At 36.6% G+C, this 26,069-nt stretch carries 21 protein-coding genes; 13 read left to right on the plus strand and 8 right to left on the minus strand.

All coding sequences use genetic code 11. The features are described from left to right. Nucleotides 1–63 precede the first annotated feature (63 nt). Entirely contained in the window at nt 64–2,127 is a 2,064-nt protein-coding gene (fusA, locus tag LQU94_RS01710) for an elongation factor G (RefSeq protein ID WP_230634646.1), read from the plus strand. A 208-nt stretch (nt 2,128–2,335) separates the two neighbouring features. Further along, on the plus strand, nt 2,336–3,037 hold the full coding sequence (locus LQU94_RS01715; protein ID WP_230634648.1) for an HAD family hydrolase: 702 nt from the start codon (nt 2,336–2,338) through the stop codon (nt 3,035–3,037). Between the two features lie 139 nt (nt 3,038–3,176). Here LQU94_RS01715 and LQU94_RS01720 read toward each other — a convergent pair whose 3' ends face one another. From LQU94_RS01720 to LQU94_RS01735, 4 genes are all read right to left on the minus strand, one after another. After that, nucleotides 3,177–4,181: an aromatic ring-hydroxylating dioxygenase subunit alpha gene (locus LQU94_RS01720; protein ID WP_230634650.1), complete on the minus strand. Its 1,005-nt coding sequence runs from the start codon at nt 4,179–4,181 to the stop codon at nt 3,177–3,179. 78 nt (nt 4,182–4,259) lie between these two features. Further along, on the minus strand, nt 4,260–5,261 hold the full coding sequence (locus LQU94_RS01725) for a hypothetical protein (protein ID WP_230634652.1): 1,002 nt from the start codon (nt 5,259–5,261) through the stop codon (nt 4,260–4,262). Between the two features lie 259 nt (nt 5,262–5,520). Beyond that, nucleotides 5,521–6,750 (minus strand): MFS transporter, encoded by a 1,230-nt coding sequence (locus LQU94_RS01730; RefSeq protein WP_230634654.1) that lies wholly within the window; start codon nt 6,748–6,750, stop codon nt 5,521–5,523. Then, nucleotides 6,747–7,559 (minus strand): zinc dependent phospholipase C family protein, encoded by an 813-nt coding sequence (locus LQU94_RS01735; protein ID WP_230634656.1) that lies wholly within the window; start codon nt 7,557–7,559, stop codon nt 6,747–6,749. The genes LQU94_RS01730 and LQU94_RS01735 overlap by 4 nt, the downstream gene beginning before the upstream one ends. Nucleotides 7,560–7,625: 66 nt before the next feature. Between LQU94_RS01735 and LQU94_RS01740 the strand changes: the two genes are divergently transcribed. Then, complete coding sequence (locus LQU94_RS01740) at nt 7,626–9,092, plus strand: type IV pilus biogenesis/stability protein PilW (protein ID WP_230634658.1); 1,467 nt, start codon at nt 7,626–7,628, stop codon at nt 9,090–9,092. Between the two features lie 47 nt (nt 9,093–9,139). Here LQU94_RS01740 and gltA read toward each other — a convergent pair whose 3' ends face one another. Next, nucleotides 9,140–10,516: an NADPH-dependent glutamate synthase gene (gene gltA / locus LQU94_RS01745; protein WP_230634660.1), complete on the minus strand. Its 1,377-nt coding sequence runs from the start codon at nt 10,514–10,516 to the stop codon at nt 9,140–9,142. Next, entirely contained in the window at nt 10,516–11,388 is an 873-nt protein-coding gene (locus LQU94_RS01750) for a sulfide/dihydroorotate dehydrogenase-like FAD/NAD-binding protein (protein WP_230634662.1), read from the minus strand. Before LQU94_RS01750 ends, gltA begins: the two co-directional genes overlap by 1 nt. Before the next feature lie 172 nt (nt 11,389–11,560). On the opposite strand from LQU94_RS01750, the gene thrC reads away from it, so the two are divergent. Beyond that, nucleotides 11,561–13,021 (plus strand): threonine synthase, encoded by a 1,461-nt coding sequence (thrC, locus tag LQU94_RS01755; RefSeq protein WP_230634664.1) that lies wholly within the window; start codon nt 11,561–11,563, stop codon nt 13,019–13,021. Then, complete coding sequence (gene thrB / locus LQU94_RS01760) at nt 13,008–13,868, plus strand: homoserine kinase (RefSeq protein ID WP_230634666.1); 861 nt, start codon at nt 13,008–13,010, stop codon at nt 13,866–13,868. Before thrC ends, thrB begins: the two co-directional genes overlap by 14 nt. A 36-nt stretch (nt 13,869–13,904) precedes the next feature. Here the strand turns inward: thrB and LQU94_RS01765 are convergent, their stop codons facing one another. Continuing rightward, nucleotides 13,905–15,056: a hypothetical protein gene (locus LQU94_RS01765; protein ID WP_230634668.1), complete on the minus strand. Its 1,152-nt coding sequence runs from the start codon at nt 15,054–15,056 to the stop codon at nt 13,905–13,907. 78 nt (nt 15,057–15,134) lie between these two features. Between LQU94_RS01765 and LQU94_RS01770 the strand changes: the two genes are divergently transcribed. Both LQU94_RS01770 and holA read left to right on the plus strand, forming a co-directional pair. Next, the gene (locus LQU94_RS01770) at nt 15,135–17,471 is read left to right on the plus strand and encodes a DNA internalization-related competence protein ComEC/Rec2 (protein ID WP_230634670.1); all 2,337 of its coding nucleotides are present in this window, start codon (nt 15,135–15,137) and stop codon (nt 17,469–17,471) included. Then, nucleotides 17,449–18,465, plus strand: coding sequence for a DNA polymerase III subunit delta (holA, locus tag LQU94_RS01775; protein ID WP_230634672.1), 1,017 nt, complete (start codon nt 17,449–17,451; stop codon nt 18,463–18,465). The genes LQU94_RS01770 and holA overlap by 23 nt, the downstream gene beginning before the upstream one ends. An 18-nt stretch (nt 18,466–18,483) precedes the next feature. On the opposite strand, the gene rpsT is transcribed toward holA, so the two are convergent. Then, a complete protein-coding gene (gene rpsT / locus LQU94_RS01780) occupies nt 18,484–18,747 on the minus strand; it encodes a 30S ribosomal protein S20 (RefSeq protein ID WP_230634674.1) in 264 nt (87 codons plus the stop codon). Nucleotides 18,748–18,946: 199 nt separating this feature from the next. Between rpsT and lepB the strand changes: the two genes are divergently transcribed. The 6 genes from lepB (at nt 18,947) to dnaK (ending at nt 26,028) form a co-directional block, all read left to right on the plus strand. Continuing rightward, nucleotides 18,947–19,486, plus strand: coding sequence for a signal peptidase I (lepB, locus tag LQU94_RS01785; protein ID WP_230634676.1), 540 nt, complete (start codon nt 18,947–18,949; stop codon nt 19,484–19,486). Nucleotides 19,487–19,511: 25 nt separating this feature from the next. After that, nucleotides 19,512–21,323 carry a translation elongation factor 4 gene (lepA, locus tag LQU94_RS01790; protein WP_230634679.1) on the plus strand — a complete coding sequence of 604 codons (1,812 nt, stop codon included), beginning with the start codon at nt 19,512–19,514 and terminating at the stop codon, nt 21,321–21,323. A 40-nt stretch (nt 21,324–21,363) separates the two neighbouring features. Next, complete coding sequence (hemW, locus tag LQU94_RS01795; protein WP_230634681.1) at nt 21,364–22,500, plus strand: radical SAM family heme chaperone HemW; 1,137 nt, start codon at nt 21,364–21,366, stop codon at nt 22,498–22,500. 88 nt (nt 22,501–22,588) lie between these two features. Continuing rightward, nucleotides 22,589–23,632 carry a heat-inducible transcriptional repressor HrcA gene (hrcA, locus tag LQU94_RS01800; RefSeq protein WP_230634683.1) on the plus strand — a complete coding sequence of 348 codons (1,044 nt, stop codon included), beginning with the start codon at nt 22,589–22,591 and terminating at the stop codon, nt 23,630–23,632. Beyond that, nucleotides 23,629–24,177, plus strand: a complete 549-nt coding sequence (grpE, locus tag LQU94_RS01805; RefSeq protein ID WP_230634685.1) for a nucleotide exchange factor GrpE — start codon at nt 23,629–23,631, stop codon at nt 24,175–24,177. Before hrcA ends, grpE begins: the two co-directional genes overlap by 4 nt. Nucleotides 24,178–24,207: 30 nt before the next feature. Then, a complete protein-coding gene (gene dnaK / locus LQU94_RS01810; protein WP_230634687.1) occupies nt 24,208–26,028 on the plus strand; it encodes a molecular chaperone DnaK in 1,821 nt (606 codons plus the stop codon). Nucleotides 26,029–26,069 lie beyond the last annotated feature (41 nt).

A 26,069-nucleotide genomic window follows, 5' to 3' on the forward strand; every position in this document is an offset into this window, starting at 1 on the left:
GAATCTATAAAAACGTTTCCGTAACTCGACGGAGACGATCAACCGATAGGAGGAAGAAAATACATGAAAATTTACACAACGAGTCAAGTTCGAAATCTAGCTCTTGTAGGACATAGTGGTTCTGGGAAAACGAATTTAACAGAAGCTATGTTGTTCCAATCTGGTGCAACGAAGAAAATTGGTCACGTTGCAGAAAAAAATACTATATCAGATTTTTCCAAAGAAGAAATGGAAAGAGGAACTTCTATCGGAACTAGTATTATTCCTATAGAGTGGCGAAACTTGAAATTGAATATTATAGATACTCCAGGTTATATGGATTTCGTTGGAGAAGCCGTTGGTGCTTTACGTGCGGCTGAAGCAGCTCTAATGATTATTGATGCCACAGCGGGAATCCAGGTAGGAACCGAGCGTATGTGGAAATATACGGAAAAAATTGATTTGCCACGTATTATTTTCGTAAATAAAATTGATGGTGAAAATGTAAACTTTAGAAATCTAATGGAAGAAATCGAAGAAAAATTCGGTAAGAAAGTTATTCCATTCTCTGTACCAATTGGAGAAGGCGAAAACTTTATTGGAGTTACAGATGTTATCTTCCAAAAAGGATTCAAATATGAAAACGGCGCTCCAAATGAAGTGGATTTAACCCACGACCAACTAAAAGCGACTGAGCGTATGTATGAAGAAATTGCCGAAGTTGTTGCTGAAAGTGACGAAGTTCTAATGGACAAATATTTCAGTGGAGAAAAATTCACTCGTGAAGATTTATTACGTGGTGTAACAACCGCTCTATTGGAAGGGGACGCAGTTCCATTGTTAGTAGGTAGTGCGGAAAAGGGAATCGGTATTGATATTTTATTAAATACGATTGTAAACTACATGCCAGCACCAGACGATGAACGTGCCCATACTGGATTCCGCTATGAATCTGGAGAAGAACGTTCTGTTAATCCAAAAGAACCATATTCTGCCGTAGTATTCAAAACCATTACAGACCCATATGTAGGGAAAATCTCCATTTTCAAAGTAATTAGTGGTGTGATTAAAAAAGATACACATCTTTATAATTCTCGCCAAGAAGCTGACGAAAAAATGGGCGGTTTATTTGTTGTTCGCGGAAAAACACAAATGGAAGTGGACGAAATTCAAGCGGGAGATATTGGTGCAACAGCAAAGCTTTCTGCAACACAAACGGGAGATACTTTATGCGATAAGGCCCATCCAGTGGTTTACAAAAAAGTTCGCATGCCAAAACCTGTATACTATTATGCAATTGAAGCCGCTTCTAAAAACGATGAAGAAAAATTATCTTTGTCATTGCGTAAATTGCAAGAAGAAGATCCAAATTTGGTAATTGAAAGAAATCCAGAAACAAAGCAATTGACTATTGGTGGACAAGGGAATGCACATTTGGATGTAATTTTAGAAAAATTAAAAAATACATTTAATGTAGAAGTAAATATTGTTCCATTTATCATCCCTTATCGTGAAACCATTCGTGGTACAGCCAGCGTTCAAGGAAAGCATAAGAAACAATCTGGTGGAGCCGGACAGTTTGGTGATGTTTGGATTCGCTTCGAGCCATGTGAAGAAGACTTTATTTTTGACGAAGAAGTTTTCGGTGGATCTGTTCCTAAAAACTATTTCCCTGCTGTTGAAAAAGGATTACAAGAATCTATGGAACACGGCGTATTAGCGGGATTCCCAGTTCGTGGTGTAAAAGCTGTATTGTATGATGGATCTTACCATGATGTAGACTCTAATGAAGTAAGTTTCAAATTGGCAGCCAATCTTGCTTTCAAAAAAGGAATTCAAGAAGCAAAACCTGTATTGCTTGAGCCAATTATGAAAGTGGAAGTTTCTATTCCTGATGATTACATGGGCGACGTTATGGGAGATATGAACAAACGCCGTGGTCGTATTTTAGGTATGGACCAACAAAAAGACGGTGGTCAGTTGATTATTGCGGAAGCACCTCATGCAGAAATGTTTGAATATGCTATCGACTTACGTGCCATGACACAAGGACGTGGAACCTTTACTATGGAATTTGTTCGCTACGAAGAAGTTCCTGCCCAAATGGCAGAAAAAATCATTGCGGAAGCCAAAGCAAAAGACGAATAAAATAAACGGGAAAGAAAAAAATCTTTTCTGAATGAAAACCTGTAGGTAAAATTTTATCTACAGGTTTTTGTGTTGGAATTATTGTATCTTTTCAAGGATAGATCCAATGGAAAAATCTTAGATTCTTGTTTTCCCTTTCTCATTCCATTAAAATAGAAAGGGACGATAATTTGAATCTTTATTTCTTAAAGAGGAAAGGTAGAGGACAGTGAATACAGAAAAAGGGAAGAAAAGAAACGACTTAAAACGTCTCCATTCTATAAAAGCAGTTGTTTTTGATTTGGATGGGACGTTAATGAATACAGTGGATGATATCGCCTCTATTATGAATGGGGTTTTAGAAAACCATGGATATGAAAAAATTGATGATGGGAAGTATAAATATTTTTTAGGAAATGGAGCTTCTGCTTTACTTGGCTCTGTAAAAGAAGAGAGAAAAATTTCAGAGAAAGATTTTTCTTTTATAAAAAAGGAATTTATGGAGGAGTATGGAAAGTCGGAAATTGGAAAAGAAGCCATTTATCCGGGAATTATGGAACTTTTAGCGGCATTGGAAGACTTAGGAATCGATTCCTTCGTCTATACTAACAAACCTCATTCCATTGCAGAACCTCTTATGGAGCGAGTTTTTCCTCATATTTTTTCGAAGGTGGTTGGACAAGAGGATTCTCGACCTAGAAAGCCGCACCCTGTTGGTTTGGAAATGATACAAGAAGAATTTTCTTTGAAGAAGGAAGAAATTTTGTATTTAGGAGACACCAATACAGATATGGAAACAGGGAAAAATTTTGGATGTTTTACCATTGGGGTAGAATGGGGATTTCGGGAAAAAGAAGAATTAATAGAATATGGAGCGGATGCAACCATTGAAAAACCCATGGATTTAATCGAGAAAATAATAAGAAAGTAACTTACTCAGACAATCTAAAATTTTATAGATTCTATTGTAAGGAATCGAAAATGATTTAGAGAGAATTGCAACAAAAGAAGTTAGAAAATAAAAAACCACAGCCTAGGGGCTGTGGTTTTTTCCGTGAGTAAGGAAATTTTTATTCTGAAATTTCTTCTTTTTCTTCGTCTTTTCTGTTATTTTCTTCCTTCAGTTTCTGTCTTCGCTTTCTGTATTCAATAATTGGCTTGTCGGCTTGAACTAAATTCTCTCCGATTTTCATTTCCGTTTTCTTAGGCAATTGAGTTTCTACAACTCTTTTATCTTGATTTTGGATGACGCCGTTGGCATATTTTCCAATAACAGAAATAAAGGAGTCAATAGGAGCAATCCCCGTAAATTTATTGTAAAACCGCAAGCACAATAGGGCATTTTCTTCGTCAATAGGGACAAAGTATGCGAAAACTTTTAGCTTGTCGCTAATGGTATTTAGCCACATATTTGGATATTTGAAGGTTAGATTGGTAGACTTAATTACGCTTTCTTCCCCAGATTTTGGTGTTTGTCCATGATCCACTTCATTGTTTGCGCTGGTTTGTAATGTATTTTCATCCAACCAAATGGTTTTCGGCCCGTTGGAAATGGTTTTGTTTCCTCGGCCAATGGTATTGTGATGAACAAAAGGAAGATGAGAAACATCCAATTGATTTTCGATAACACGGGAATAATCGACCTTCCAGTGGTCGACCCTTTCGCTAAACTGTAAATTTTTGTCGTCTAATACTTCAAATGTATCCGGTTCTTTGGTAGGCTCTCCATCCCCATACCAAAAAAAGACCATATCTTGTTTTTCACGAATGAAATAGTGTTTTAGGTTAAAACGCGAAAAATCTTTTTCGGAGTTTATTCCTTCAGATGGTACGATTGTACATTTTCCTTCGCTGTCGTATTCGATTCCATGGAATGGACATTTGAGGCAGTCATTTTTCACCGTTCCGCGTCCTAGACTGGCTCCTCTATGAGCACATTTGTCCGTAACGCAATGCAGTCCTCCCTTTGAGTCACGGAAAAGAGACAGGTTTAAGCCAAGTCGTTTTATGGCAACAACCTCATTCTTTTTTACTTTTTTTCCATTATAAATTGCGTACCAAAAATTTTTTATCATATTATTCCTCCATTTTTACATTATAGCCATTTTTGAGGAGAAATAAGCAAAAAACCAGTACTTTCGTACTGGATTCTTTTATTTTTTCAATTCTTCAATTTCTAAAAGCAAAAGGCGTAAAAACAATCCAACATCGGTTACGATTCCTACACTTTGACTACTTCCGCGATCGGAAAGTTTTGTTACTACATTGGCAGAGATATCAACACAATACATAGGAATTTGATAAGGAAGCATATTTCCGCTGGCAATTCCATGTAACATGGTAGAAAGAACCACCACGATATCTGCGGCTCGTAGATGAGTATTATAAGCCTTTTGTGCCTCTAACATATTCATTTGTGTTTCAGGAAGAGGCCCATCATCTCGTAAAGAACCGGCCAAAACAAAAGGAACATTATACTTGATACAAGAATACATAATTCCCGATGTTAAAATTCCATCGTTTACGGCATTTTCAATGGATCCTGCCAATTTAATGCGATTGATGGCTCGCATATGATTGCGATAGCCGTGATGAGTTAGAAGGGCTGTATCTTTGTCGACTCCTAAAGAAGTGTTAAAGAAACATTGCTCCATATCATGAACGGCTACGGCATTTCCAGTTAACAAGGATTTTACATAGCCAAGCTCCATTAATTTTGCCAGATATTTGTTCGCTCCTGTATGGACAACAGCAGGACCACATACAACGGTAATTTTTTTATTTTCTAAAACCAATTTTTTGGCTAGGTCTTTTAATAATAATTCATTTCTTTTTTCGGAAGAGACGGCGCTATCCATAAATTGGAATCTTTGCACTTCTCCTTTGTCTTCCAATTGGGCATCGATACAAATTCCCTCATCTCCACAAAGAATACGATCTCCTTTTTTTACATCCCGAAGTTTTGTAGCATAAAATCCATCTTCTTTTTCAACGATAACAGCATCCATGCGCTGTTCCTTTACTTCCACCCAGTCGTCTCCTACATGAACAAAAGTAGGGAAGTTGGTTGTGGAATAAAATCCTTCTGGAACGCATCCATCTTTTGGACTTAATTCTATATTTGGTATCCCTTGTCGGTTGCTCCAATAAAACATAATTCACCTCACAAAAAAAGTCTCCATCCCATTGGGACGAAGACACGCGGTACCACCCAAGTTGATTAAAAAATCCACTCTTACCCCTTAACGCGGGAAACGCATCGTTTTGCGATGAACTCAAAGGTAGGTTCAAAAGATACTTTACTACAAAATCTCACAGCCAAGGATTTTGCTCTCTGAAGTCGTTGTCTTTCTATTAGTCCTCATCAACGTCTTATATCATTTTACTGAAAAAAACAAAATGTTGCAAGGGAAATTATTCTTCCAGTAAATGGGAAGATTTTTTGAAGAAGAAAAATCCTAAAATAAATAGAATAACCATGGAACCAATTCCTAAGCTTTGGTTTCCTGTAACATGAGTCAAAAAAGATACAATAAATGTTCCCAATATGGAAGCGCCTTTTCCAAAAATGTCGTAAATTCCAAAATATTGTCCGCTCTTTTCCTTTGGAATAATTTTGGCAAAATAAGAGCGACTTAAAGCTTGAATCCCTCCTTGGAATAAACCAACACATATAGCAAGAAGCCAGAACTCCCAGAGTTTATCCAATTGTACAGCAAACAAGGCAATGGCCGTATAAGCTAAAATACAAATAGAAATCAATTTATGGGTAGGGAATTTTTTTGACAAATAGGAAATAAACAGGGAAGAAGGGAAGGCGACAATTTGGGTTGTAAGCAACGCCAATAGCAATCCAGTGGAATCCAATCCTAAGGATTCTCCATAGGCAGTAGCCATATTTATAATGGTATAGACGCCGTCAATATAAAAGAAAAAGGCAAGAAGAAAATAGAAAACTTTGGGATTTTTTCTCATTTGCTTTAAGGTTTTAATTACTTCGATAGGTTTGGTTTCCTCGGCAGATTCTACATATTTTTGTCTATAACTTTGGATCAAAGGAATGGAAAATCCAATCCACCAAAGGGCATTGATACAAAAAGCAATGGTCATAGCCCAGAGAAAATCCATTCCAATGGTAGGAAGATATAAAATGGAAACAATACTTAAAATAAATGGCAAACAGCTGCCCAAATATCCCCAAGCATACCCATAGGTACTCACTCGGTCCATTCTTTCATCTGTGGTTACATCAATAAGCATGGAATCATAAAAAATCAAAGATGCATTGTAACCGATTTTTGAAATAACAAAGACAACGAGGAAAGAGAGCCACGTTTGCCATAAAGGAAAACTAAAAGAAGCTCCCGCTCCAAGAATCAAAGAAAGAATAAAAAAGAATTTTTTCTTTCGATTCTTATCGGCAATGGATCCTAAATAAGGACCAATTATAGCCACTAGTAAGGTAGAAATGGTAACGCCATATCCCCAGTAAGCCAAATATTCTTGACTGGTAAGTTGACTTTGTTCTGCAAGATATTTGAAATAAATCGGCAGAATAATGGTTACCAAAAGGGTAAAAGCAGAATTCCCTACGTCATAATAAATCCAATTTTTTTCGAGTTTCGTAAAGGTATTTTTTTTCATAAAACATGTCCTACAAAATCAAATTGAAAAATATCTTGGCTAGGTAAATCTTGATGCTTCTGAATCATAAGGGAGAGCGCGTAATAAGCAACTCCTGAAGCATAGTCAAACCCTTCTTTAAGAATAGGTATAACAATAGAGGCGTCCTTATGGGGCTTTTCAAAGAGAATTTTTCCCATAAATTCCTTGTTCTTACCCGACCAACGCAAAAGTTTTGTCTTTATTTTTTCTTCCCTTTTGGAAGTTACATGGAAAAAAGTTTCAATCAGACGCATATAATACAGAGATTGTTTTACAATGTGATGGTTTACGCCTTCGTAACTTTGATAAAATTTTGTAATTACATCCGTTACCTTATTTGGATCGGGAATGATTTCGCGACTAAAGAAAGTTTTTGGATCGATATTTTCTTCCTGTAAGATTTGTCGGTCCAATTCTCTTTCCATTTCCAAATGACGAATGCCTAAGTGTAGTTCCAATTCATCTATAGTAGGGTGTAAGGAAATATCTAGAATAAAATGACAAATGGTTCCCAAAAAGTAGGCCCATTCTGGAGAATCAATAGGGGTATTTACAAGCATTTTTCGATTTCGATCGATAAAATCTTGGAAGGTATGATCGTGAATGAAATCTCCTGTTGCCATTTTTCCCTTATTTTTATTAAAAGGCATATGGAAGAAGAAAATATCCGGTCCTTGTTGACCGATATCAAAATAATCTTGATGTTTTTCGATGATATTCGACAATTCTTGAGGAAAATGATCCTGTAATCGTCGTCCAAAGAAGAAGTGAGTCACATTACTAGCCATAGTTTTTCCTTTCTCTATATCTCTATAAAAAAATTTATGTTATAGTCTATATTATGGAGGTATTTTATGAAAAAGGCAAAAGAAATTAAAGAATTTATCGAAAATTTAACCGGAAATTACGTTATAGATTTAAATTCCCTTACAGAGCAGATTATTAAATATCAAGAAGAAGGGGAAATGGAAGCAGCCAACGAGTTGTTGACCTATGCAGAAAAGCTGATTGAAGAACATGGAGAAATGAGCGAAGAAGATTTTCGCACCATTGAAATGGATGATTATCAAGGACCAGATTCAGAAGAATTATCCATTTATTACCAAAAGTTAGAAGAAGCAATGACATCCATTATGGAAGAAGATGAAAAACACGCAGAAAAAGTATTGTTTGAAATCCGTGACGAAATTTCTTTTATTCGCGATGGAATTGAAAAGATAAAAGAAGGATCAGGGATTCGTTCTTTCCAAAGTTTAACAGACGAAGTGATTTTCCGCATTCGCAAACCCAAAGACGACACAGCTATTGTTGGACCAGAATTGCAAATGTTCTTGTCTTTCTTAGGTTCTTTCTTAATGGAATACAAAGAATATGACAAGGCGAAAGAAGTTCTCACTTTGGCTTTAGAAGCCAATCCAATAGACGCCAATGTCTTACTTGCCTTAGCGAAATTAAATCGCTTACAAGGCGATATGGAAAGCGCAAAGAGGTTTAATCGACAAGTCTTCATCGATGGCTATCGTTTAAGAGATTTTGCGGAGGCTTTCGCCAATGAAGGATATTTTGCCTACAAAGACGACAATGAAAAAATGGCCTTGTCTTTGAACCTTATGGCTTTGGAATATGTGGGAGAAAATGATGCAGCAAAAGGAAATTTGATGATTTTAAAAAATAAATATCCAAAGGCAACATTGGCTTCAGAAGAAGAATATAAAGCTTATTTGAAAGAAAATGAAATTATCGGTCAACCAAGCCAAGAAATTTTGGGGATTTTGAAAATGTTGGCATCGAAAGCGGAAGACGAGCATAATTATGAATTGGCTTTGGAAATTTTAAGTAATTTGGATGGATTTGTTCACGATGAAAAAATTCATAATAAGATTCATGAATTGATTCCAAAATACGAAGAAGAGCAAAGAAGATTCATATCTCATTTTGGCCATTCTCATGGAGACCATACTTGTGGCTGTGGTGGACACAGTCATCATCACGACCATGGTGACGATTGTTGCGGCGGACATGGACATGGGCATCATCACGACCATGGAGATGATTGCTGCGGCGGACATGGACATGGGCATCATCACGATCATGGTGACGATTGTTGCGGCGGCCATGGTCATCATCACGACCATGGTGACGATTGTTGCGGCGGCCATGGTCATCATCACGACCATGGTGACGATTGTTGCGGCGGACATGGACATGGGCATCATCACGATCATGGAGATGATTGCTGCGGCGGACATGGACATGGGCATCATCACGATCATGGAGACGATTGTTGCGGTGGACATGGACATGGGCATCATCATAAATAAAGACAAAAAAAAGAGACCTTCTCGGTCTCTTTTTTGTATATAGTTTATTATTTATTTTGTAGATATTTATGCATACCTTCAGCAGCTGCTTTACCAGCTCCCATAGCAAGGATTACAGTGGCTGCACCAGTAACGGCATCGCCCCCAGCAAATACATCTTCTGCAGAGGTTTGTCCGTCTTCATTGATAACAATTCCTAACCATTTATTGGTTTCAATATCAGGGTTTGTAGAAGTGATCAATGGATTAGGATTAGTGCCCAATGCCATAATAACGGTATCAACCTCTAAGTTGTAATCTTGGCCTTCAATAGGGATAGGTCTGCGACGTCCACTTTCATCTGGTTCTCCCAATTCCATAGGGCGAACAACCATGCCGCTTACCCAGCCTTCTTCGTCTCCAATAATAGAAACAGGGTTAGAAAGGAAGTGGAATTTGATTCCTTCTTCCATAGCGTGATGAACTTCTTCTTCACGAGCTGGAAGTTCTTCTTGTGTACGACGATATACAACGGTAACATCACTACCTAGACGTTTTGCTACACGGGCTGCATCCATTGCTACGTTACCGCCACCGATAATGGCTGTTTTGTGTCCACCAATAATTGGAGTATCGTAATCTGGATTGAATGCTTTCATTAAGTTACAACGTGTTAAGAACTCATTGGCAGAGAATACTCCGTTTAAGTTTTCTCCAGGAATACCTAAGAATCTTGGTAAACCAGCACCAGATCCGATAAAGATGGCTTCAAAACCTTCTTCACGAATATCTTCTAAAGTTAAGGTACGACCTACAATGGTATTGGTTTCGAAAGTAACTCCAATTTCTTTTAAGTTGGCAACTTCAGAAGCAACAACGGCATCTGGCAAACGGAACTCAGGAATACCATAAACCAAAACGCCCCCAGCTTCTTGTAAAGATTCAAATACAGTTACGTTGTAGCCAAGTTTTGCCATTTCACCAGCAACTGTAATACCCGCAGGACCAGCACCTATAACAGCTACTTTGCGTCCATTGGAAGGAGCGGCTTTCAATGTTTTAATATTGTTTTCGCGAGCGTAGTCGGCAGCAAAGCGTTCCAATTTTCCGATACTAACGGAATCGCCTTTGTTTCCCAATACGCAATATTTTTCACATTGGCTTTCTTGTGGACAAACACGACCGCAGACAGCTGGTAGGGCAGTGTATTCACTTAAAGCAGAAGCGGCGTCTTCAAAATCGCCATCAGCAATATGAGAAATAAAACGAGGAATATCAATATTTACAGGACAACCAGTACGGCATTGAGGTTTTTTACAATTTAGGCAACGAGCCGCTTCGGCTTTTGCTTCTTCTTCATTGTAACCATAACAAACTTCTTCAAAATTTTTGTTTCTAACGTCAGGGTCTTGTTCTCTAACAGGGACTCTTGTAAAACGATCCATTATTTTACTCCTTTCACAAGTAATTCTTCCATGCTTCTTGCAGATTTTCCTTTGGTTTTTTCTTCTCTAAAATATTGCTTTTGTCTTTTCATTGCTTCATCAAAATCAACTTTGTGTGCATCAAATTCAGGACCATGAACGCAAGCAAATTTTGTTTCTCCATCAATGGTAATACGGCAAGCACCGCACATGCCGGTTCCATCCACCATAATTGGGTTTAAGGAAACGATTGTATGAAGATTGTGTTTTTTCGTAGTTAAGCTAACGAATTTCATCATAATCATAGGACCAATGGCAACACAAACATCGTATTCTTTTCCTTCAGCAATTAAAGCATCAATTTTTTCTGTTACTAATCCTTTGTCACCATAAGAACCGTCATCGGTGGTTATGTATAAATGATTGGTTATTTCTTTGAATTCGTCTTCTAAAATGACAAAATCTTTATTTTTGAAACCAAGAATAACATCACATTCAATACCACGTTCGTGGAAATATCGAACTTGTGGATAAACAGGAGCCGCTCCGATACCGCCACCAACAAATAGATAACGTTTTTGTTTTAGTTCTTCATCGGTTTCATGAATAAACTCAGAAGGTACACCCAAAGGACCCACAAAGTCTTTCACGAACCCACCTTTATTAACTGATCCTAATTTTTTCGTAGATGGACCAGTAGCTTGGACTACTAAATCAACCCAACCTTCTTCGCGATTATAGTTCGCAATTGTTAAAGGAACGCGTTCCGCTGTATCATCTGCGATAACGATTACAAATTGACCAGGCAAAGCTGACTTTGCGACACGAGGCGCCTCAATTCTTAGTAAATAGACTGATGGCGCAAGCTCTTTTTTTTCAACAACCTTATACATCTGAGTACCTCCTTGTAGGATTACGAAAATTTTTTAACAATTTAATTATCACACATATTTGTTAATTTTTCCACACTTTATGGGAAATATACAATGTATTATTTACAAAAAGAGTTGGGATTTTTGCCATATTATATTACAATAAAGTAATAAACTGAACGGAGGGGATTTTATGAATTATATTTCTACTAGAGGAAAATCTTTTTCAAAATCTAGTTACGATACAATTTTTAAGGGTTTAGCAGAAGATGGTGGTCTTTTTGTTCTAGAAAATATGCCTATTTTAGATTGGGAAGAATTTTTATCTGAAGATTTTGGTTATGATGAAGTATCTGCCATGGTAATCCAGCAATTTTTTCAAGATATTCCTTATGAAGAAATTTTAGATATGACAAAAAAAGCTTATAATGAAAAGTTTTTTGTGAAAAACGCTTTGAAAATTCAGAAGGTGGGAGATATTTCTGTCATGGAATTGTTCCACGGGCCGACTTCTGCCTTTAAGGATTTTGCCCTTTCGATGTTGCCTCAATTTATGGAGAAGGCAAGAGGGGACAAGAAAGTGATTATTTTAACGGCTACAAGTGGAGATACTGGAAAAGCTGCTTTGGAAGGCTTCAAAGATATTGAAGGAATCGATGTGGTTGTTTTTTATCCTACAGACGGAGTTAGCTCCATGCAAAAACTTCAAATGATGACCCAAGAAGGAAAAAACGTTCATGTTTTTGCGGTCAATGGAAATTTTGATGATGCCCAAAGAGGAGTCAAAGAAATTTTTCAAAACAAAGAAATGGAAAAATGGATGGATGACAGGGGATATGTGCTTTCTTCTGCCAATTCTATTAATATAGGTCGATTGATTCCACAAGTTGCTTATTATGTATATTCTTATATTGAGTTGGTTCGAAAAGGAACGATTGCTTCTGGAGATTTTATTGACATTGTTGTCCCTACGGGAAATTTTGGAAATATTTTGGCGGCTTATTATGCCAAAGAGATGGGAATTCCAATTGGGAATTTCATCTGTGCTTCTAACGAGAATAATGTTTTGTCTGATTTCTTCCAAAAGGGAACCTACGATGCGAATCGATCTCTTGTGAAAACGACCTCTCCTTCTATGGATATTTTGGTTTCAAGTAATTTAGAGCGGTTTTTGTACGAAATCACAAAGGATTCTGAAAGAGTAGCCAAGTGGATGGAGGACTTAAAAGAAAATGGAATGTATTCTGTGGGAGAGGAATTCCGCAAAGAAATGAAAGATTTCTATGGCTATTATGCAACCGTGGAAGAGTCTCAAGAGGGAATTCGAGAGTTCTATGAAAAATATCAATACGTAATGGATCCTCATACTGCCGTGGCCTATAAATGTTGGGAGAAGTTCAAGGAAGAAAATAAGGGAAATTATCCGCTGATTGTTTCTACGGCGAGCCCTTATAAATTTCCAGAGGCGGTAACAGAAGCGCTAGAAATTCACGGAGAAGAAAGCCATCTTTTGGAAGAGACGGAGAAAAAAACAGGGGTAGAAATTCCTGTTCCTTTGGAAGGATTAAAAGATAGAAAAATTCTGCATAATCGCATTATAGAGAAAGAGGATATGGGAAAAGTGATTCAGGAGGAGTTTTATGGTTCGAATTAAGGTGCCTGGAACAACAGCAAATCTAGGTCCAGCTTTTGATACGGCAGGGATGGCTTTTGAAATTTATAATTATTTTGATTTTTATGAATCCGATGAACCAAAAAATTTTGAAGAGGACAATTTAATTTATATTTCTGCCAAAAAAGTTTACGATTATTTAGGAAAAGATATTTCTTCTATGAACTTCAAAGTGGAGGGAGAGGTTCCTCAATCTCGTGGATTGGGATCCAGTGCCACCTGTATTGTAGGGGGTATTGTTGGAGCCAATTTGCTTTTGGGAAATCTTCTTTCTCAACAAGAAATTTTGAATTTGGCTACGGAATTGGAAGGGCATCCCGATAATGTAGCTCCAGCTCTATTGGGAGGATGCGTTTTTTCTACTATGGATGGAGAAAATGTGTTGTATCAAAGAATAGAAGGTATGGAGAATTTAACTTGTTTTTTGGCGATTCCAGACTTTCCTTTGGAAACAAGATTGGCAAGAGAGGCTTTGCCAGATTCTTTGACCTATAAAGAGACCGTTTCAAATATCAGTCAAATTGCTTTTTTGATTAATGGTTTAAGGGAATCAAATTTGGACGATTTTTTAGTAGGAACAAAGGATAACATCCATGAACCCTATAGAAAAGAATTAATCCATGGGTTTGATCAAATGAAAAAAATAGAAGAGGAGTACAAGGGCCGCATGTTAATTAGTGGAGCGGGTCCAACTCTTTTGTTTGTGACAGATGGGCAAGTAGATCAAGAGGAATTGATAAAAAAATGGGAAGAAATAGCAGAAAAAACAGGAGAAAAATGGAAAATTTTATCGGCTCCTATTGATCATGAAGGAACAAAAGAAATCTAAAAGAAACCAGGGGATTCCCTGGTTTCTTTTTATGGGTTATTTGTTTTTTAGGTTCATTTTTGTTTGAATAGCAAGTAGGAATTCCTCCATTACGCCATGCATAAAAATTCTGGAACAATTTCCTTGAATTTTGAACATATTTCCGGATCCTTGAATGGAGAATTTATGGGAAATGGAATCCATAATTTCCTTCAAATCTACGGGAACATCTTGGCTTCTAGCTACTATAACTTGGCATTCGGTGCCATTAGGGATACCGTAAATCTGAACAAATCCCTTTTTCTGCTGAATGGTTGATATGACATTTTTTATATTTTTGAAATTCACGTCGTTTAATACTCGGTAGATGTAGGAAATACCTTCGACCTCTCTCCGTGTATCGATGAATTCTTGAATTTCTTCCAATCCTAGAGAACTTTCTAGCTGTTTATTCTCTGACTTTAGAGTTTCGACCGTTCCGCTTAATTTTTTTACCTCAGACCAAATTTTTCCTGGGTCGCTCGTTTGGAAAAAGATTCCCAAATTTCGTACCAAAGAGCGATGTCTTCGATAATCAGAAATAGCTTGTTGGCCGGTGAAATAATAAAGGCGTAGTCCTTGTTCTATTTTTTCAATATTTCCTAGGGAGAGTACAGCGCATTCCCCTGTATTTTGGAGTTTTGGACCATAGGATTTTTCAGAAGGGTAGGAACCAATTTTTACTTTTTCCCACTCTTCATCTTCGTATTCAATAGGAAAATTGGATTGAATCATTCGATTGGTTAAATCTTCTAATTTTTCCAAAGTTTGAAACCCTAAATCCGATAGAGGCAAATCAAAATAAGGATTTGTTTCCGTATTTTCGTAAAGAGGAGTAATATCCAAAAGTTGTTTGAATGCGATGCGCAACAAAATTCGTCCAATGTTGTTTTGCATCATTTGTAAGCGATGGGACCAGTCAATGGTAAGAATTGCATTTTCACTTTCGTCCAAATCTGCCACGGTAAATTTTTCTGTGCCGTTAGAATCTTTTTCTATAATAACGTCTTTGCCGTTAATTTGTGCAATATCCCCCGTAGAATAGTGAGGGATAGCTGCAGCTACAATGGAATTTTCCAAGAAGAAATGAGTATTTCCTTTTCTTTGGATTGTGTTTTCGATGGTAACGTTCATTTGTTTTTTATAAGGATTTTTTTTATATAAAGACATATTTAGCCTCCTGTTTTCTTTGATTTTATTGTATCATGAATAAAAAGAGTTGCAAACAGGTTTAAGATTGGGTGGAGTATGAAAAATCTTTGGTTACATCTATCGATTTTAATTGGTATAGGGGGCATATCTGCTGTTTATGGAGAGGGAATGGTTCTTATTTTGGTCCCTTTATTTCTTTTTGCCATTTTCAGTATGCACGATCCAAAGAAACGCCTTCTGTTTTATATTTTGTTTTTTCTTTTTATGTCTATCCACACAGAAAATAGCTGGATTGCATTTCAATCCTATGAGCTAAAGGAAGGAAGATTTCAGGGAATTGGAACGGTTGTTGAAAAAGGAGAGGGATATTATAAAATAAAAGAAAGAAAGGGATTCTTTCCTAAAAAAATAAGGCTTTATACAGAAACCAATCTCGATGTAGGCAAGGATGTGGAGTTTCGCGGAACATTTATAAACCGGGAACCTTCTATGAATCCTGGTAGCTTTAATTCGGAATTGCATGATTTATCCACAGGCATTTCTTTTCGTATCAAGGGGAATTCTGTAAAATATACAGGAAAAGTTCATCCTCTTCTTCTTTGGAGAGAAAATATAAAAAAAGAGATACAAGAGATATATAAAGAAAATCTTTTGCCGGAACAAGAGCAAATTGTTTCAGCCATGGTGTTAGGAATGGATCCAGAAGAAGGAATTTCTCAATCTTTTCAAAACGTAGGGCTGATTCACTTACTTAGTATCTCTGGTCTACATATAGGGGTCTTTCTAGGCATTTTGGATTGGATTGGGAAGAAAGCAAAATTTTCTCTTTGGTTCCGTAAATTTTTTGTACATACTTTTTTGGTATTGTATTTGTTTGTGACGGGATGGCCCATTGGAGCGGTGCGGATTTATTTGGCTCTCTTTTTCTTTGACTTAGGAAAAATGCGAAACCGCCCTGTGGATTTGTATTATGCTCTGTTTTTTTCTTCAACAATCGTTTTGCTGAAAAATCCTTTTTCCATCTTTCATTACGGATTCTTATTTAGTTATGGATCCGTCTTGGGAATATATTTCCTATATGAAAAAATACAAAGTTGGATTCCAATAAAAATCGATTGGATTCGAAAAGGTTTGGCCATTTCGCTGGCAGTCAATGGAATGATTTTTCCCCTTCTATTGTCTATCCAAGGGAAAATTTCCATTCTATCCATTCTTCTAAATGTATGGATTGTTCCTGTATTTTCTTTTGTTTTAATGCTTTCCATCGCTTTGATTCCCTTACATTTCGTTCCATTTATGGGAGGGATTTTAGGAATTTTTTTAGATGGAACATTAGGAATGAGTTTGGATCTCTTCAGATATTCCTCTCAATTTCCTATAAATATAACGATTCCCTTTATGGGCTGGGGCTTTTCTTTTTTCTACATCTTTTCTCTCTATTTTTTAGGAAAAGGATGGGTGAAAAATTTTTCGCCCAAAATGGGACGATGTATTGTAATTCAAATTTTATGTATTCTTTTTATTTCCGCAGGCATATATCAAATCAATCGGCCGGAAGGGGTTCTTACCCAATTATATGTAGGGCAAGGAGATAGCGTCTTATTGGAAACTCGAAAAGGGAATATTATGATTGATACAGGGGGATCTCCCTATAAAGCAGACCCTGGTTCAAAGTATACTCTTTCTTATTTGAAGCGAAGGGGAATAAGTACCTTAGACTATGTATTTGTATCCCATTTTGACGCCGATCATATCCAAGGAATTCTATCTCTTTCTCCTGAAATAAAAATAAAACACATTGTTTCCAATCATATTCCCTACGACAAAGAGTTATATGAAGCCATTGAGGAAAAAATACAAGAAATTGAAATTTGGAAAGAGATAAGCCTCTCTTTGGGTGATTTTCATTTACGCAGTATTCCGATTTTAGAGAAAGTTTCCGAAGATGAAAATGCCAATTCTATGGTTTTGGATTTAGAATATAGAGGGAAGCATTTCTTATACACGGGAGATTTGCCTTTGGAATACGAAGATAGAATATTAGAAAAACTCTCCCATGTGGATGTTTTGAAAGTGGGACATCATGGTTCAAAAACCTCCACAAGTGAGGACTTTTTAGAAGGAATTTCTCCCCAATGGGCGATAATTTCTGCTGGAAGGGGAAATTCTTACGGCCATCCTCATGAAGAAGTTATAAATCGTTTGAAGGAAAGCGGGGTCTCTATTCTTTCTACCATGAATCAAGGAAGCCTTCATTTTATTTTCAAAGAAGGAAGGGTAGAAATACAAACCCATTTGCCCCAACCAAAAATTACGTACCAAGAAATCTTAGTGGGAGCTTTATATTTTGCGATTTTAGCAGGGATTTTTTATTGGGGAATAGATCAATGTAAGAAAGTGAGCCAAGAAAATGGAATTAATCGAATTGTATAAATCAAAAAATCTCCATGGAACGTATTTGTTTCATGGAGAGGAAAAATATTTAATGGAAGATGTTTTATCCATTATAGAAAAAAATTATACGGATGAGATGACGAAATCTCTCAATTGGGAAATAATAGAAATCGAGGAGGCCTCTTTAGAAGAAATTCTCAGTAGAGTAGAGACGATGCCATTTATGGGAAACCATAGAGTGGTAGTGGTAAAGAATATTGGGGCCTTTATTGAAAAAGAAAAACCAGAGGATGAATTTTATGATGGGCTTTTGCATTTGCCAGAAACTAGCCTCTTGCTTTTGGTAGAGCAATCTTCCACTATAAAGAAAAATCAGAAATTATATAAGCGACTCAATAAAGTAGGAAGAAGCGTTGAATTTGCTCCCTTAAAACACAATCAGTTGGTGTCTTTTGTGGAAAAATACTTTCAAAAACACCATCGAAAAATTCAAAGAACAGAGATTGAGCGTTTTATTGCCCGTAGTGGCTATGAAGAGAGAAATTCTGCTGTAAATTTATATGATTTACAAGGAGAAATGGAAAAATTGGTAGGATTATCCACAGATGAAATTTTTGAAGAGATGATTTTAGAATCTATGGAATCCTTAAATTTCGATACGATATTTCAGCTTTTGGATTCGATTGCCAAAGGCAATTTATCAGAAGCAATGGAAACAAAAAAAGAACTCTTACGTAAGGAAGAGCCCATTCAAAGGATATTGTTTATGGTAATTCGCCAAGTTCGTCTTTTACTGGGACATAAGCTTTTGGAAGGGAGTCATTATTCTGCAGACCAAATTCAAAATCGTTTGGGAATAAAGTCCTATGAGGGCAAAAAAATAGCTCTTCAATCCAGAGGGTTTTCCGTAGAAACACTAAAAGAATTCTATACTATTCTATTAGAAACGGATTTGGCCTTAAAACGTTCTGAAATGGAAAACGAAATGGCATTGGATTTGTTGTTTGTAAAAATGTGCAACAAAAAAAGCTGAAAACTATTAAGTAAGTTTTCAGCCCATTTTGTTAATCTTAGAAGAAAGGCGGCTCATTTTACGAGAAGCTGCATTCTTATGAATAACGTTCTTTTTCGCAGCATTTTTTAATTTTTTATCGATCAATTTCAAGTAATCTCTTGCTTCATCAATATTGTTTTCAGCAATAGCTTCTTCAAATTTACGAATAGTAGATTTCAAATTGCTTTTTACTGATTTATTACGTAATGTTTGTTTTTTAGTCAAATCGATACGTTTTAACGCTGATTTAATATTTGCCATGATTCACCTCCGAAATTAGATTCATCCAAGGGATGCCTTAACTCTAGTTAGTCTACCATGATTTCAAAGGAAAATCAAGAAAAACTTATGACAACCTCCTTTGAAATTCTCATGAAATCCGAAGGAATTGATCTATTATCTTGCAATTTATGGTAAAATAAGTTGTTAAAGAATACGAAATAAGAAAAGGGTGATTTCTATGGAAGAAAAAAGAAAAGAGAAATCAAGTATTGTGGAATTAGTAAAAACGGTAGTATTAGCAATTATTTTGGCCATTCTAATTAAAAATTTTGTATTTAATTCTACTTTGGTGATTGGAGAGAGCATGGAACCAACTTTTCACCAAAATGAACGATTGATTTGCTTGATTTTTCCTCTATATTATTCCGATCCAAAAGAAGGAGAAGTTGTTATTATAGATGCTCCAGATGGATCAGGACAAGAGTATATTAAACGAGTGATCGGTGTTCCTGGAGATGAAATTAAAATTCAAAATGGAAAAGTTTTTGTCAATGGTGTAGAAAAAGAAGAACCATACATTCATCCAGGAATGGAAACTTTGACCAATGGAGATGTATATTGGCAATTGAATGAAGGAGAATATTTTGTAATGGGGGATAATCGCCATGAAGGGAAATCGGTAGATAGTCGATTCTTTGGCCCTGTTACAAGAGAACATATTAATTCGATTGCGTTTTTACGCTTTTACCCGTTCGATAAAATAGGAATGATTCATTAAAGCAATAGATTACAAAGGAGACGATATGACAAGACGTCAAGATAACATAAGAAATTTTTCAATTATCGCCCATATCGATCATGGGAAAAGTACATTGGCCGATCGGTTGATTGAACAAACTGGGATGCTTACTGCAAGAGAAATGCAATCTCAAGTTTTGGATAGTATGGACCTGGAAAAAGAGCGCGGCATTACGATTAAACTAAAAGCCGTTCGCTTGGTTCACAAGGCCAAGGATGGACAAGAATATTTATTAAATTTAATCGATACGCCAGGTCATGTAGATTTTAATTACGAGGTATCCAGAAGTTTGGCTGCTTGTGAAGGGGCTCTGTTGGTTGTAGATAGTACCCAAGGAGTGGAAGCACAAACTTTGGCGAATGTTTATTTGGCCTTGGATCAAGATTTGGAACTGGTTCCTATTATTAATAAAATTGATTTACCTAGTGCACGAACCGATGAAGTAAAACAAGAAATCGAGGATATTATCGGTTTGGATGCAGAAAATGCTCCTTTAATTAGTGCAAAAAAAGGAATTGGAATCGACGCCGTATTGGATGCCATTATTGAAGATGTACCTGCACCAGATGGGGATCCAGAAGGTCCTGTGAAAGCTTTGATTTTTGATTCTTATTACGATTCCTACAAAGGAGTAATTTGTTACGTTCGTGTGTATGATGGAAGAATCAAAGCAGGGGACAAAATCAAAATGTTCTCTACAGGAAAGATCTTTGAAGTAGTGGAAGTTGGCGTGAATGCCAATGGACACATTCCTTTGCCATCGATTGAAGCGGGGGATGTAGGATATATTACTGCAAGTATTAAAAACGTAAAAGAAGCTAGGGTAGGGGATACTATTACAAGCCCTACCAATCCAACAGACGAGCCTTTGCCAGGATACAAAAAAGTCGTTCCTATGGTCTATTCTGGAATTTATCCCGCTGAAGGAGAAGAATACAATAACGTAAGGGATGCCTTAGAAAAATTGCAAGTAAATGATGCGGCATTGGTTTTTGAAGCAGAAACTTCTGTAGCCTTGGGATTTGGATTCCGTTGTGGCTTCCTTGGATTATTGCATATGGAAATTATCCAAGAACGTTTGGAACGTGAATTTGACTTGGATATTATTACAACCGCTCCTTCTGTAATTTATAAGGTTCATACAGCTGATGGAGAGGTTCTAGAAATTCAGAACCCTTCCAATTTACCCGATCCTTCTGAAATTGAAATGATGGAAGAACCTTTTGTAAAAGCACAAGTTATGACCCCAACAGATTATGTAGGAACTGTTATGGAACTTTGCCAAGAACGACGGGGTCGTTTTATCAATATGGAGTATTTAGAAGAAACTCGCGTTACCGTTCATTATGAATTGCCATTGAATGAAGTAATCTACGATTTCTTTGATGCCTTAAAGAGTAGAACAAGAGGATATGCATCCTATGACTACGAATTAATGGGATATGAGCCAGGAGAATTGGTAAAACTAGACATTTTAATCAATGGGGAAATTGTAGATGCCTTCTCCCTAATTGTTCACAGAGATCGAGCCTACGATCGAGGAAGAAAAATTTGCGAGCGTTTAACGACTGTTATTCCAAGACATCAATTTGCCGTTCCAATTCAAGCGGCCATTGGATCAAAGATTATTGCAAGAGAAACCATTCGTGCTTTGAGAAAAGATGTATTGGCGAAATGTTACGGTGGGGATATTACTCGAAAAAGAAAATTGTTGGAAAAACAAAAAGAAGGGAAGAAACGTATGCGTAACATTGGTAGCGTAGAAGTTCCTCAAGAGGCTTTCCTAACCGTTCTAAAATATGACGAAGACAAATAAGTAGCTTATAAGCTACTTATTTTTTTGAAAAGAGGTGGCTATGATTCAACGAAGTATTTACATTCACATTCCTTTTTGCAAACACAAGTGTGGTTATTGTGATTTTTTATCCTTTCCTGTTCACGATGAACAAAAGATGGACGACTATGTAGAACTGATAAAAAAAGAAATTTTCTTATACAAAAAAGAATTGGAAGAATCAGAGATAGATTCCGTCTTCTTTGGTGGGGGGACGCCCAGCATGCTGGGAGAGAAAAGATTAAATGCTCTACTTGATGAAATAAAACCATACATTCATTCAGAATGCGAAATCACTTTAGAAGCCAATCCAGAAAGTTTTTTATTATTAGATGGAAAAGCTTTAGTAGAAAATGGATTCAATCGATTGAGTTTAGGGGTTCAAAGTGGTAGCGAAAAAATACTAAACATTATAGAGAGGGTTCACAACGTAGAGGAAGCAAAAAAAGCTTTTTACTACGGAAGAAAAAGTGGGTTTTCATCTATTAACTTGGATTTCATTTCCTCTGTTCCAGGAGAGACCATGAAAGAAGTAAAAGATACTCTAGAGTTAATTGAGGAGCTAAACCCCGACCATGTGAGTCTATATAGTATGATTCTTGAAGAGGGAAGCCGATTTTATCAACTGTGGAAACAAGGGAAGATGGAACTTGTTGAAGAGGAAGAAGACCGAAAACATCTACATGATTACCGCAAAAAAATTGTAAGTTTAGGGTACCATCAATACGAAATATCCAATTATGCGAAGCCAGGACACGAATGCAAACACAATAGAGGATATTGGAAATTAAAAGATTATTTTGGATTTGGCCTAGGATCTCATTCAAATATAGGAATGAAGAGATATTGGAATGAAAGAAAATGGATAAAATTTGAAGAAAAAATTCGAGCGAACAAAAAACCCATTTTGGAAGAAGAAATTTTAACCCCTCTGGATCGTAGCAACGAAAAAATTATGTTGGGAATTCGTATGAATGAAGGTTTGGATATCTGGGAAAAATTACCCGATGGAAATACAATATCAGAGATATTTCAACGGGAAATCAAAGCTTTGTCAAAGGATGGCCTGATTGAAGAAAAAGAGGGTAGAATTGTTTTGACAGAAAGGGGCCAAGACCTGTCAAATCAAGTGGAAGAGCGATTTTTTAGAATAAAATAAAAAAACTTGACATTCTTTGACCTGTACTGTATCATTAACTCATAAGCAATTAGCACTCGATAAATGTGAGTGCTAACAAAGGAGGTAAATGGAAGTGGATAAGAGAAAAGTAGAGATACTTAAAGCCATTGTTGATTCTTATATACTTTCTCCTGTGCCTGTGGGTAGCCGAAAAATTTCAAAAGATTTTGATTTGGGCATTAGCTCTGCCACAATTCGAAATGAAATGAGTGATTTGGAGGATTTGGGTTATTTGAACAAACCCCATTCTTCCGCAGGGCGTATTCCTTCTGACTCAGCTTATCGATTCTATGTAGATGAATTATTGCAAGATTTTCTTTTAAGAGACTCCCATCGATCATTTGATTCTCATGGATTCGATGGATTGGGTTTGGGCTCGGAAGAATTTTATCGACGAGTTACGGAAGTCTTGGCCAAGGAAACAAATAGTTTAGCTTATTTAATGGTTCCAAGGAAAAGGGATACAGGAATTCGTTTTTTGGATTTGGTAAAACTGGAAAACAATTTGGTTTTGGCTGTAATTGTTGGAAACTTAGGAATTATTGAAAGAAGTATGTTTCGTGTAGAAGGAGAAATCGACGAAGGAGAATTAAAGATGATTTCGGATATTCTGTCGGAGCATATAGTTGGGAAAGATTTTCAGTCAATTTATGGCCTAAAAATTCGATTGTCGGGAGAAATGATTAAGTATCAAGATTTAATTTTGAAGGTAGTCGAGTTGGGGTCAAATGTTGACAATAAAATTTCCGAGGCAGATATTTACGCGAGTGGAATCACAAATATTCTTCGCTATGAAGAATATCAAAACTTAGAACAAGCACAAGAGATTATGGAATATATGGTGGAAAAAGAAAATCTTTTGCGTATGGTTCAAGCATTGCCACCAAATGAAAAATTGTCGATTCGAATTGGATCAGAAAACGAGGAACAAATTATGCAACAAAGTTCATTGATTTCTGGTATTTATCACATAGGAGAATCGAACTTAGGTCGTTTAGGCATTGTGGGGCCCGTACGAATGGATTATTTGCGATTGGCAAAGAAGATTCAGGCTTTCACCGAAGAACTAAGCAATCAATTGGGTGTAAGGAATAAGAGAGGGGAAGAATGAAAAAAGAAGAAACGAAAGAAACAGAAGAGATATTGGAAGAAAATTCTGAATCAGAAGAGGAAAATCTAGAAGAAATGGAACCTACTGAAGAGGAACAAAATTCTGAAGAAACTGAGGAATGGGAAGAAAAATTTAACCAATTAAATGAACAATTTCTACGTTTGCAAGCAGACTTCTCCAACTTCCGACGCCGCAGCAATGAAGAGAAAAATAGCTATTTGAATCTTGGAGTGGAAAAAATTGCGGGACCGCTACTCAATGTAATTGATAATTTTGAGAGAGGACTTGCCATTGAAGAGGATAAGGGCTCTGGGTTTTATCAAGGAATGGATATGGTTGCAAAGCAGCTGATTGAATTGTTAGAAAAAAACGATATAAAAGAAATAGAAGCAAAGGATCAAAAATTTGATCCCAATTTACACCATGCAGTATTTGTGGAATCTTTAGAAGGCGTAGAAGCTGGAATCGTGACCGAAGTATTGCAAAAGGGATATATGCATAAAGATAAAGTATTAAGACCATCTATGGTCAAAGTATCTGAATAAAAAATTATAAAATCTTGGAGGTAAAAAATTATGGCAAAAATTATTGGTATTGACTTAGGTACAACAAACTCAGCAGTAGCTGTTATGGAAGGTGGAGAAGCAACTATTATTCCTAATATTGAGGGAAATAGAACAACTCCTTCTATCGTAGCATTTACAAAAGATGGAGAGAGATTGGTAGGGGAGACAGCAAAACGTCAAGCGATTACAAATCCAGATCGTACCATTTCTTCTATTAAAAGACATATGGGTACAGATCACAAAGTTTCTATTGATGGAAAAGACTATTCTCCACAAGAAATCTCTGCTATGATTTTGCAAAAATTAAAAGCAGACGCAGAATCTTATTTAGGAGAAAGTGTAACAGAAGCGGTTATTACAGTTCCAGCTTATTTCACTGACTCTCAAAGACAAGCTACAAAAGACGCAGGACGTATTGCAGGGTTGGATGTAAAACGTATTGTAAACGAACCAACAGCGGCTGCATTGGCTTACGGAGAAGATAAAAACGACGAAGCAAGTACAGTTATGATCTATGACTTAGGGGGAGGAACATTCGACGTTTCAATTCTTGAGTTATCAGATGGAGTATTTGAAGTACACGCAACTCGCGGAAACAACAAATTAGGTGGCGATGATTTCGACGAAAGAGTGATTGATTTTATCGCAGATGAATTCAAAAAAACCAATGGGGTAGACTTAAAAGCAGACAAAATGAGCTTGCAACGTTTGAAAGAAGCAGCAGAAAAAGCGAAAAAAGAACTTTCAAGCACAATGTCTACCAACATTAATCTACCATTTATTACAGCAACAGCAGAAGGTCCATTGCATTTGAATCTTGATCTTACTCGTGCAAAATTCAACGAAATCACAAAAGATTTAGTAAAAGCAACAGAAGGTCCAGTTCGCGAAGCACTAAAAGATGCTGGTTTACAAGCTTCTGACATTGATAAAGTATTATTGGTAGGTGGATCTACTCGTATTCCTGCTGTACAAGAAGCAGTAAAACAAATTGTAGGAAAAGACCCACAAAAAGATATTAACCCAGACGAATGTGTAGCTTTAGGTGCTGCGATTCAAGCAGGGGTATTAAGTGGAGATGTAAAAGACTTATTGTTACTTGATGTAACTCCATTGTCATTAGGTATTGAAACAATGGGTAATATTACCACTCGCTTAATTGAAAGAAATACAACAATCCCAACAAAGAAAAGCCAAACATTTACCACAGCGGCTGATAACCAAACCAGCGTAGACATCCATGTATTACAAGGGGAACGCCAAATGGCTGCAGACAACGTAACTTTGGGAAGATTCCAATTGGATGGAATTGCTCCAGCAAGACGTGGTGTTCCACAAATCGAAGTAACTTTCGATATTGATGCCAATGGTATTGTAAATGTAAGCGCAAAAGATATGGGAACTGGTAAAGAACAAAAAATTACCATTACTTCTTCTACAAATCTTTCTGAAGAAGAAATCGAACAAAAAGTAAAAGAAGCAGAAATGCACGCAGACGAAGATAAAAAACGCAAAGAATTAATCGAAGCGAAAAACAATGCGGACTCTGTAATCTATGCTTCTGAATCTGCAGTAAAAGAATTAGAAGGTAAGATTTCTGAAGAAGATAAGAAAAAAATTGAAGATGCAATTGCTGCCTTAAACGATGTAAAAGATACAGATGATTTAGAGGCAATTAAAGCAAAAACAGAAGAATTACAAAATGCTTTCCACTCTATTTCTGAAGAGTTATACAAACAACAAGGAGCAGAAGCTGGTACAGGCGCAGAAAATGCAAATGACGATGTAGTTGATGCTGATTATGAAGTAGTAGACGAAGACGAAGAATAATTCAAACACAAAGGGGGCACTTCGGTGCTCCTTTTTTGTTT

Source organism: Peptoniphilus sp. KCTC 25270 (genome assembly GCF_021012875.1).
GTDB lineage: Bacteria > Bacillota > Clostridia > Tissierellales > Peptoniphilaceae > JAJMZJ01.

Excerpts from the sequence above, each read along its gene's own strand:
- LQU94_RS01730 (WP_230634654.1), bottom strand. The coding sequence starts at position 6,750 with ATGAAAAAAAATACCTTTACGAAACTCGAAAAAAATTGGATTTATTAT.
- lepA (WP_230634679.1), top strand. The coding sequence starts at position 19,512 with ATGACAAGACGTCAAGATAACATAAGAAATTTTTCAATTATCGCCCAT.
- LQU94_RS01720 (WP_230634650.1), bottom strand. The coding sequence starts at position 4,181 with ATGATAAAAAATTTTTGGTACGCAATTTATAATGGAAAAAAAGTAAAA.
- thrC (WP_230634664.1), top strand. The coding sequence starts at position 11,561 with ATGAATTATATTTCTACTAGAGGAAAATCTTTTTCAAAATCTAGTTAC.
- hrcA (WP_230634683.1), top strand. The coding sequence starts at position 22,589 with ATGGAAGTGGATAAGAGAAAAGTAGAGATACTTAAAGCCATTGTTGAT.
- LQU94_RS01735 (WP_230634656.1), bottom strand. The coding sequence starts at position 7,559 with ATGGCTAGTAATGTGACTCACTTCTTCTTTGGACGACGATTACAGGAT.
- fusA (WP_230634646.1), top strand. The coding sequence starts at position 64 with ATGAAAATTTACACAACGAGTCAAGTTCGAAATCTAGCTCTTGTAGGA.
- holA (WP_230634672.1), top strand. The coding sequence starts at position 17,449 with ATGGAATTAATCGAATTGTATAAATCAAAAAATCTCCATGGAACGTAT.
- LQU94_RS01765 (WP_230634668.1), bottom strand. The coding sequence starts at position 15,056 with ATGTCTTTATATAAAAAAAATCCTTATAAAAAACAAATGAACGTTACC.
- dnaK (WP_230634687.1), top strand. The coding sequence starts at position 24,208 with ATGGCAAAAATTATTGGTATTGACTTAGGTACAACAAACTCAGCAGTA.
- LQU94_RS01770 (WP_230634670.1), top strand. The coding sequence starts at position 15,135 with ATGAAAAATCTTTGGTTACATCTATCGATTTTAATTGGTATAGGGGGC.
- hemW (WP_230634681.1), top strand. The coding sequence starts at position 21,364 with ATGATTCAACGAAGTATTTACATTCACATTCCTTTTTGCAAACACAAG.
- LQU94_RS01750 (WP_230634662.1), bottom strand. The coding sequence starts at position 11,388 with ATGTATAAGGTTGTTGAAAAAAAAGAGCTTGCGCCATCAGTCTATTTA.
- LQU94_RS01725 (WP_230634652.1), bottom strand. The coding sequence starts at position 5,261 with ATGTTTTATTGGAGCAACCGACAAGGGATACCAAATATAGAATTAAGT.
- grpE (WP_230634685.1), top strand. The coding sequence starts at position 23,629 with ATGAAAAAAGAAGAAACGAAAGAAACAGAAGAGATATTGGAAGAAAAT.
- rpsT (WP_230634674.1), bottom strand. The coding sequence starts at position 18,747 with ATGGCAAATATTAAATCAGCGTTAAAACGTATCGATTTGACTAAAAAA.
- thrB (WP_230634666.1), top strand. The coding sequence starts at position 13,008 with ATGGTTCGAATTAAGGTGCCTGGAACAACAGCAAATCTAGGTCCAGCT.
- gltA (WP_230634660.1), bottom strand. The coding sequence starts at position 10,516 with ATGGATCGTTTTACAAGAGTCCCTGTTAGAGAACAAGACCCTGACGTT.
- LQU94_RS01740 (WP_230634658.1), top strand. The coding sequence starts at position 7,626 with ATGAAAAAGGCAAAAGAAATTAAAGAATTTATCGAAAATTTAACCGGA.
- lepB (WP_230634676.1), top strand. The coding sequence starts at position 18,947 with ATGGAAGAAAAAAGAAAAGAGAAATCAAGTATTGTGGAATTAGTAAAA.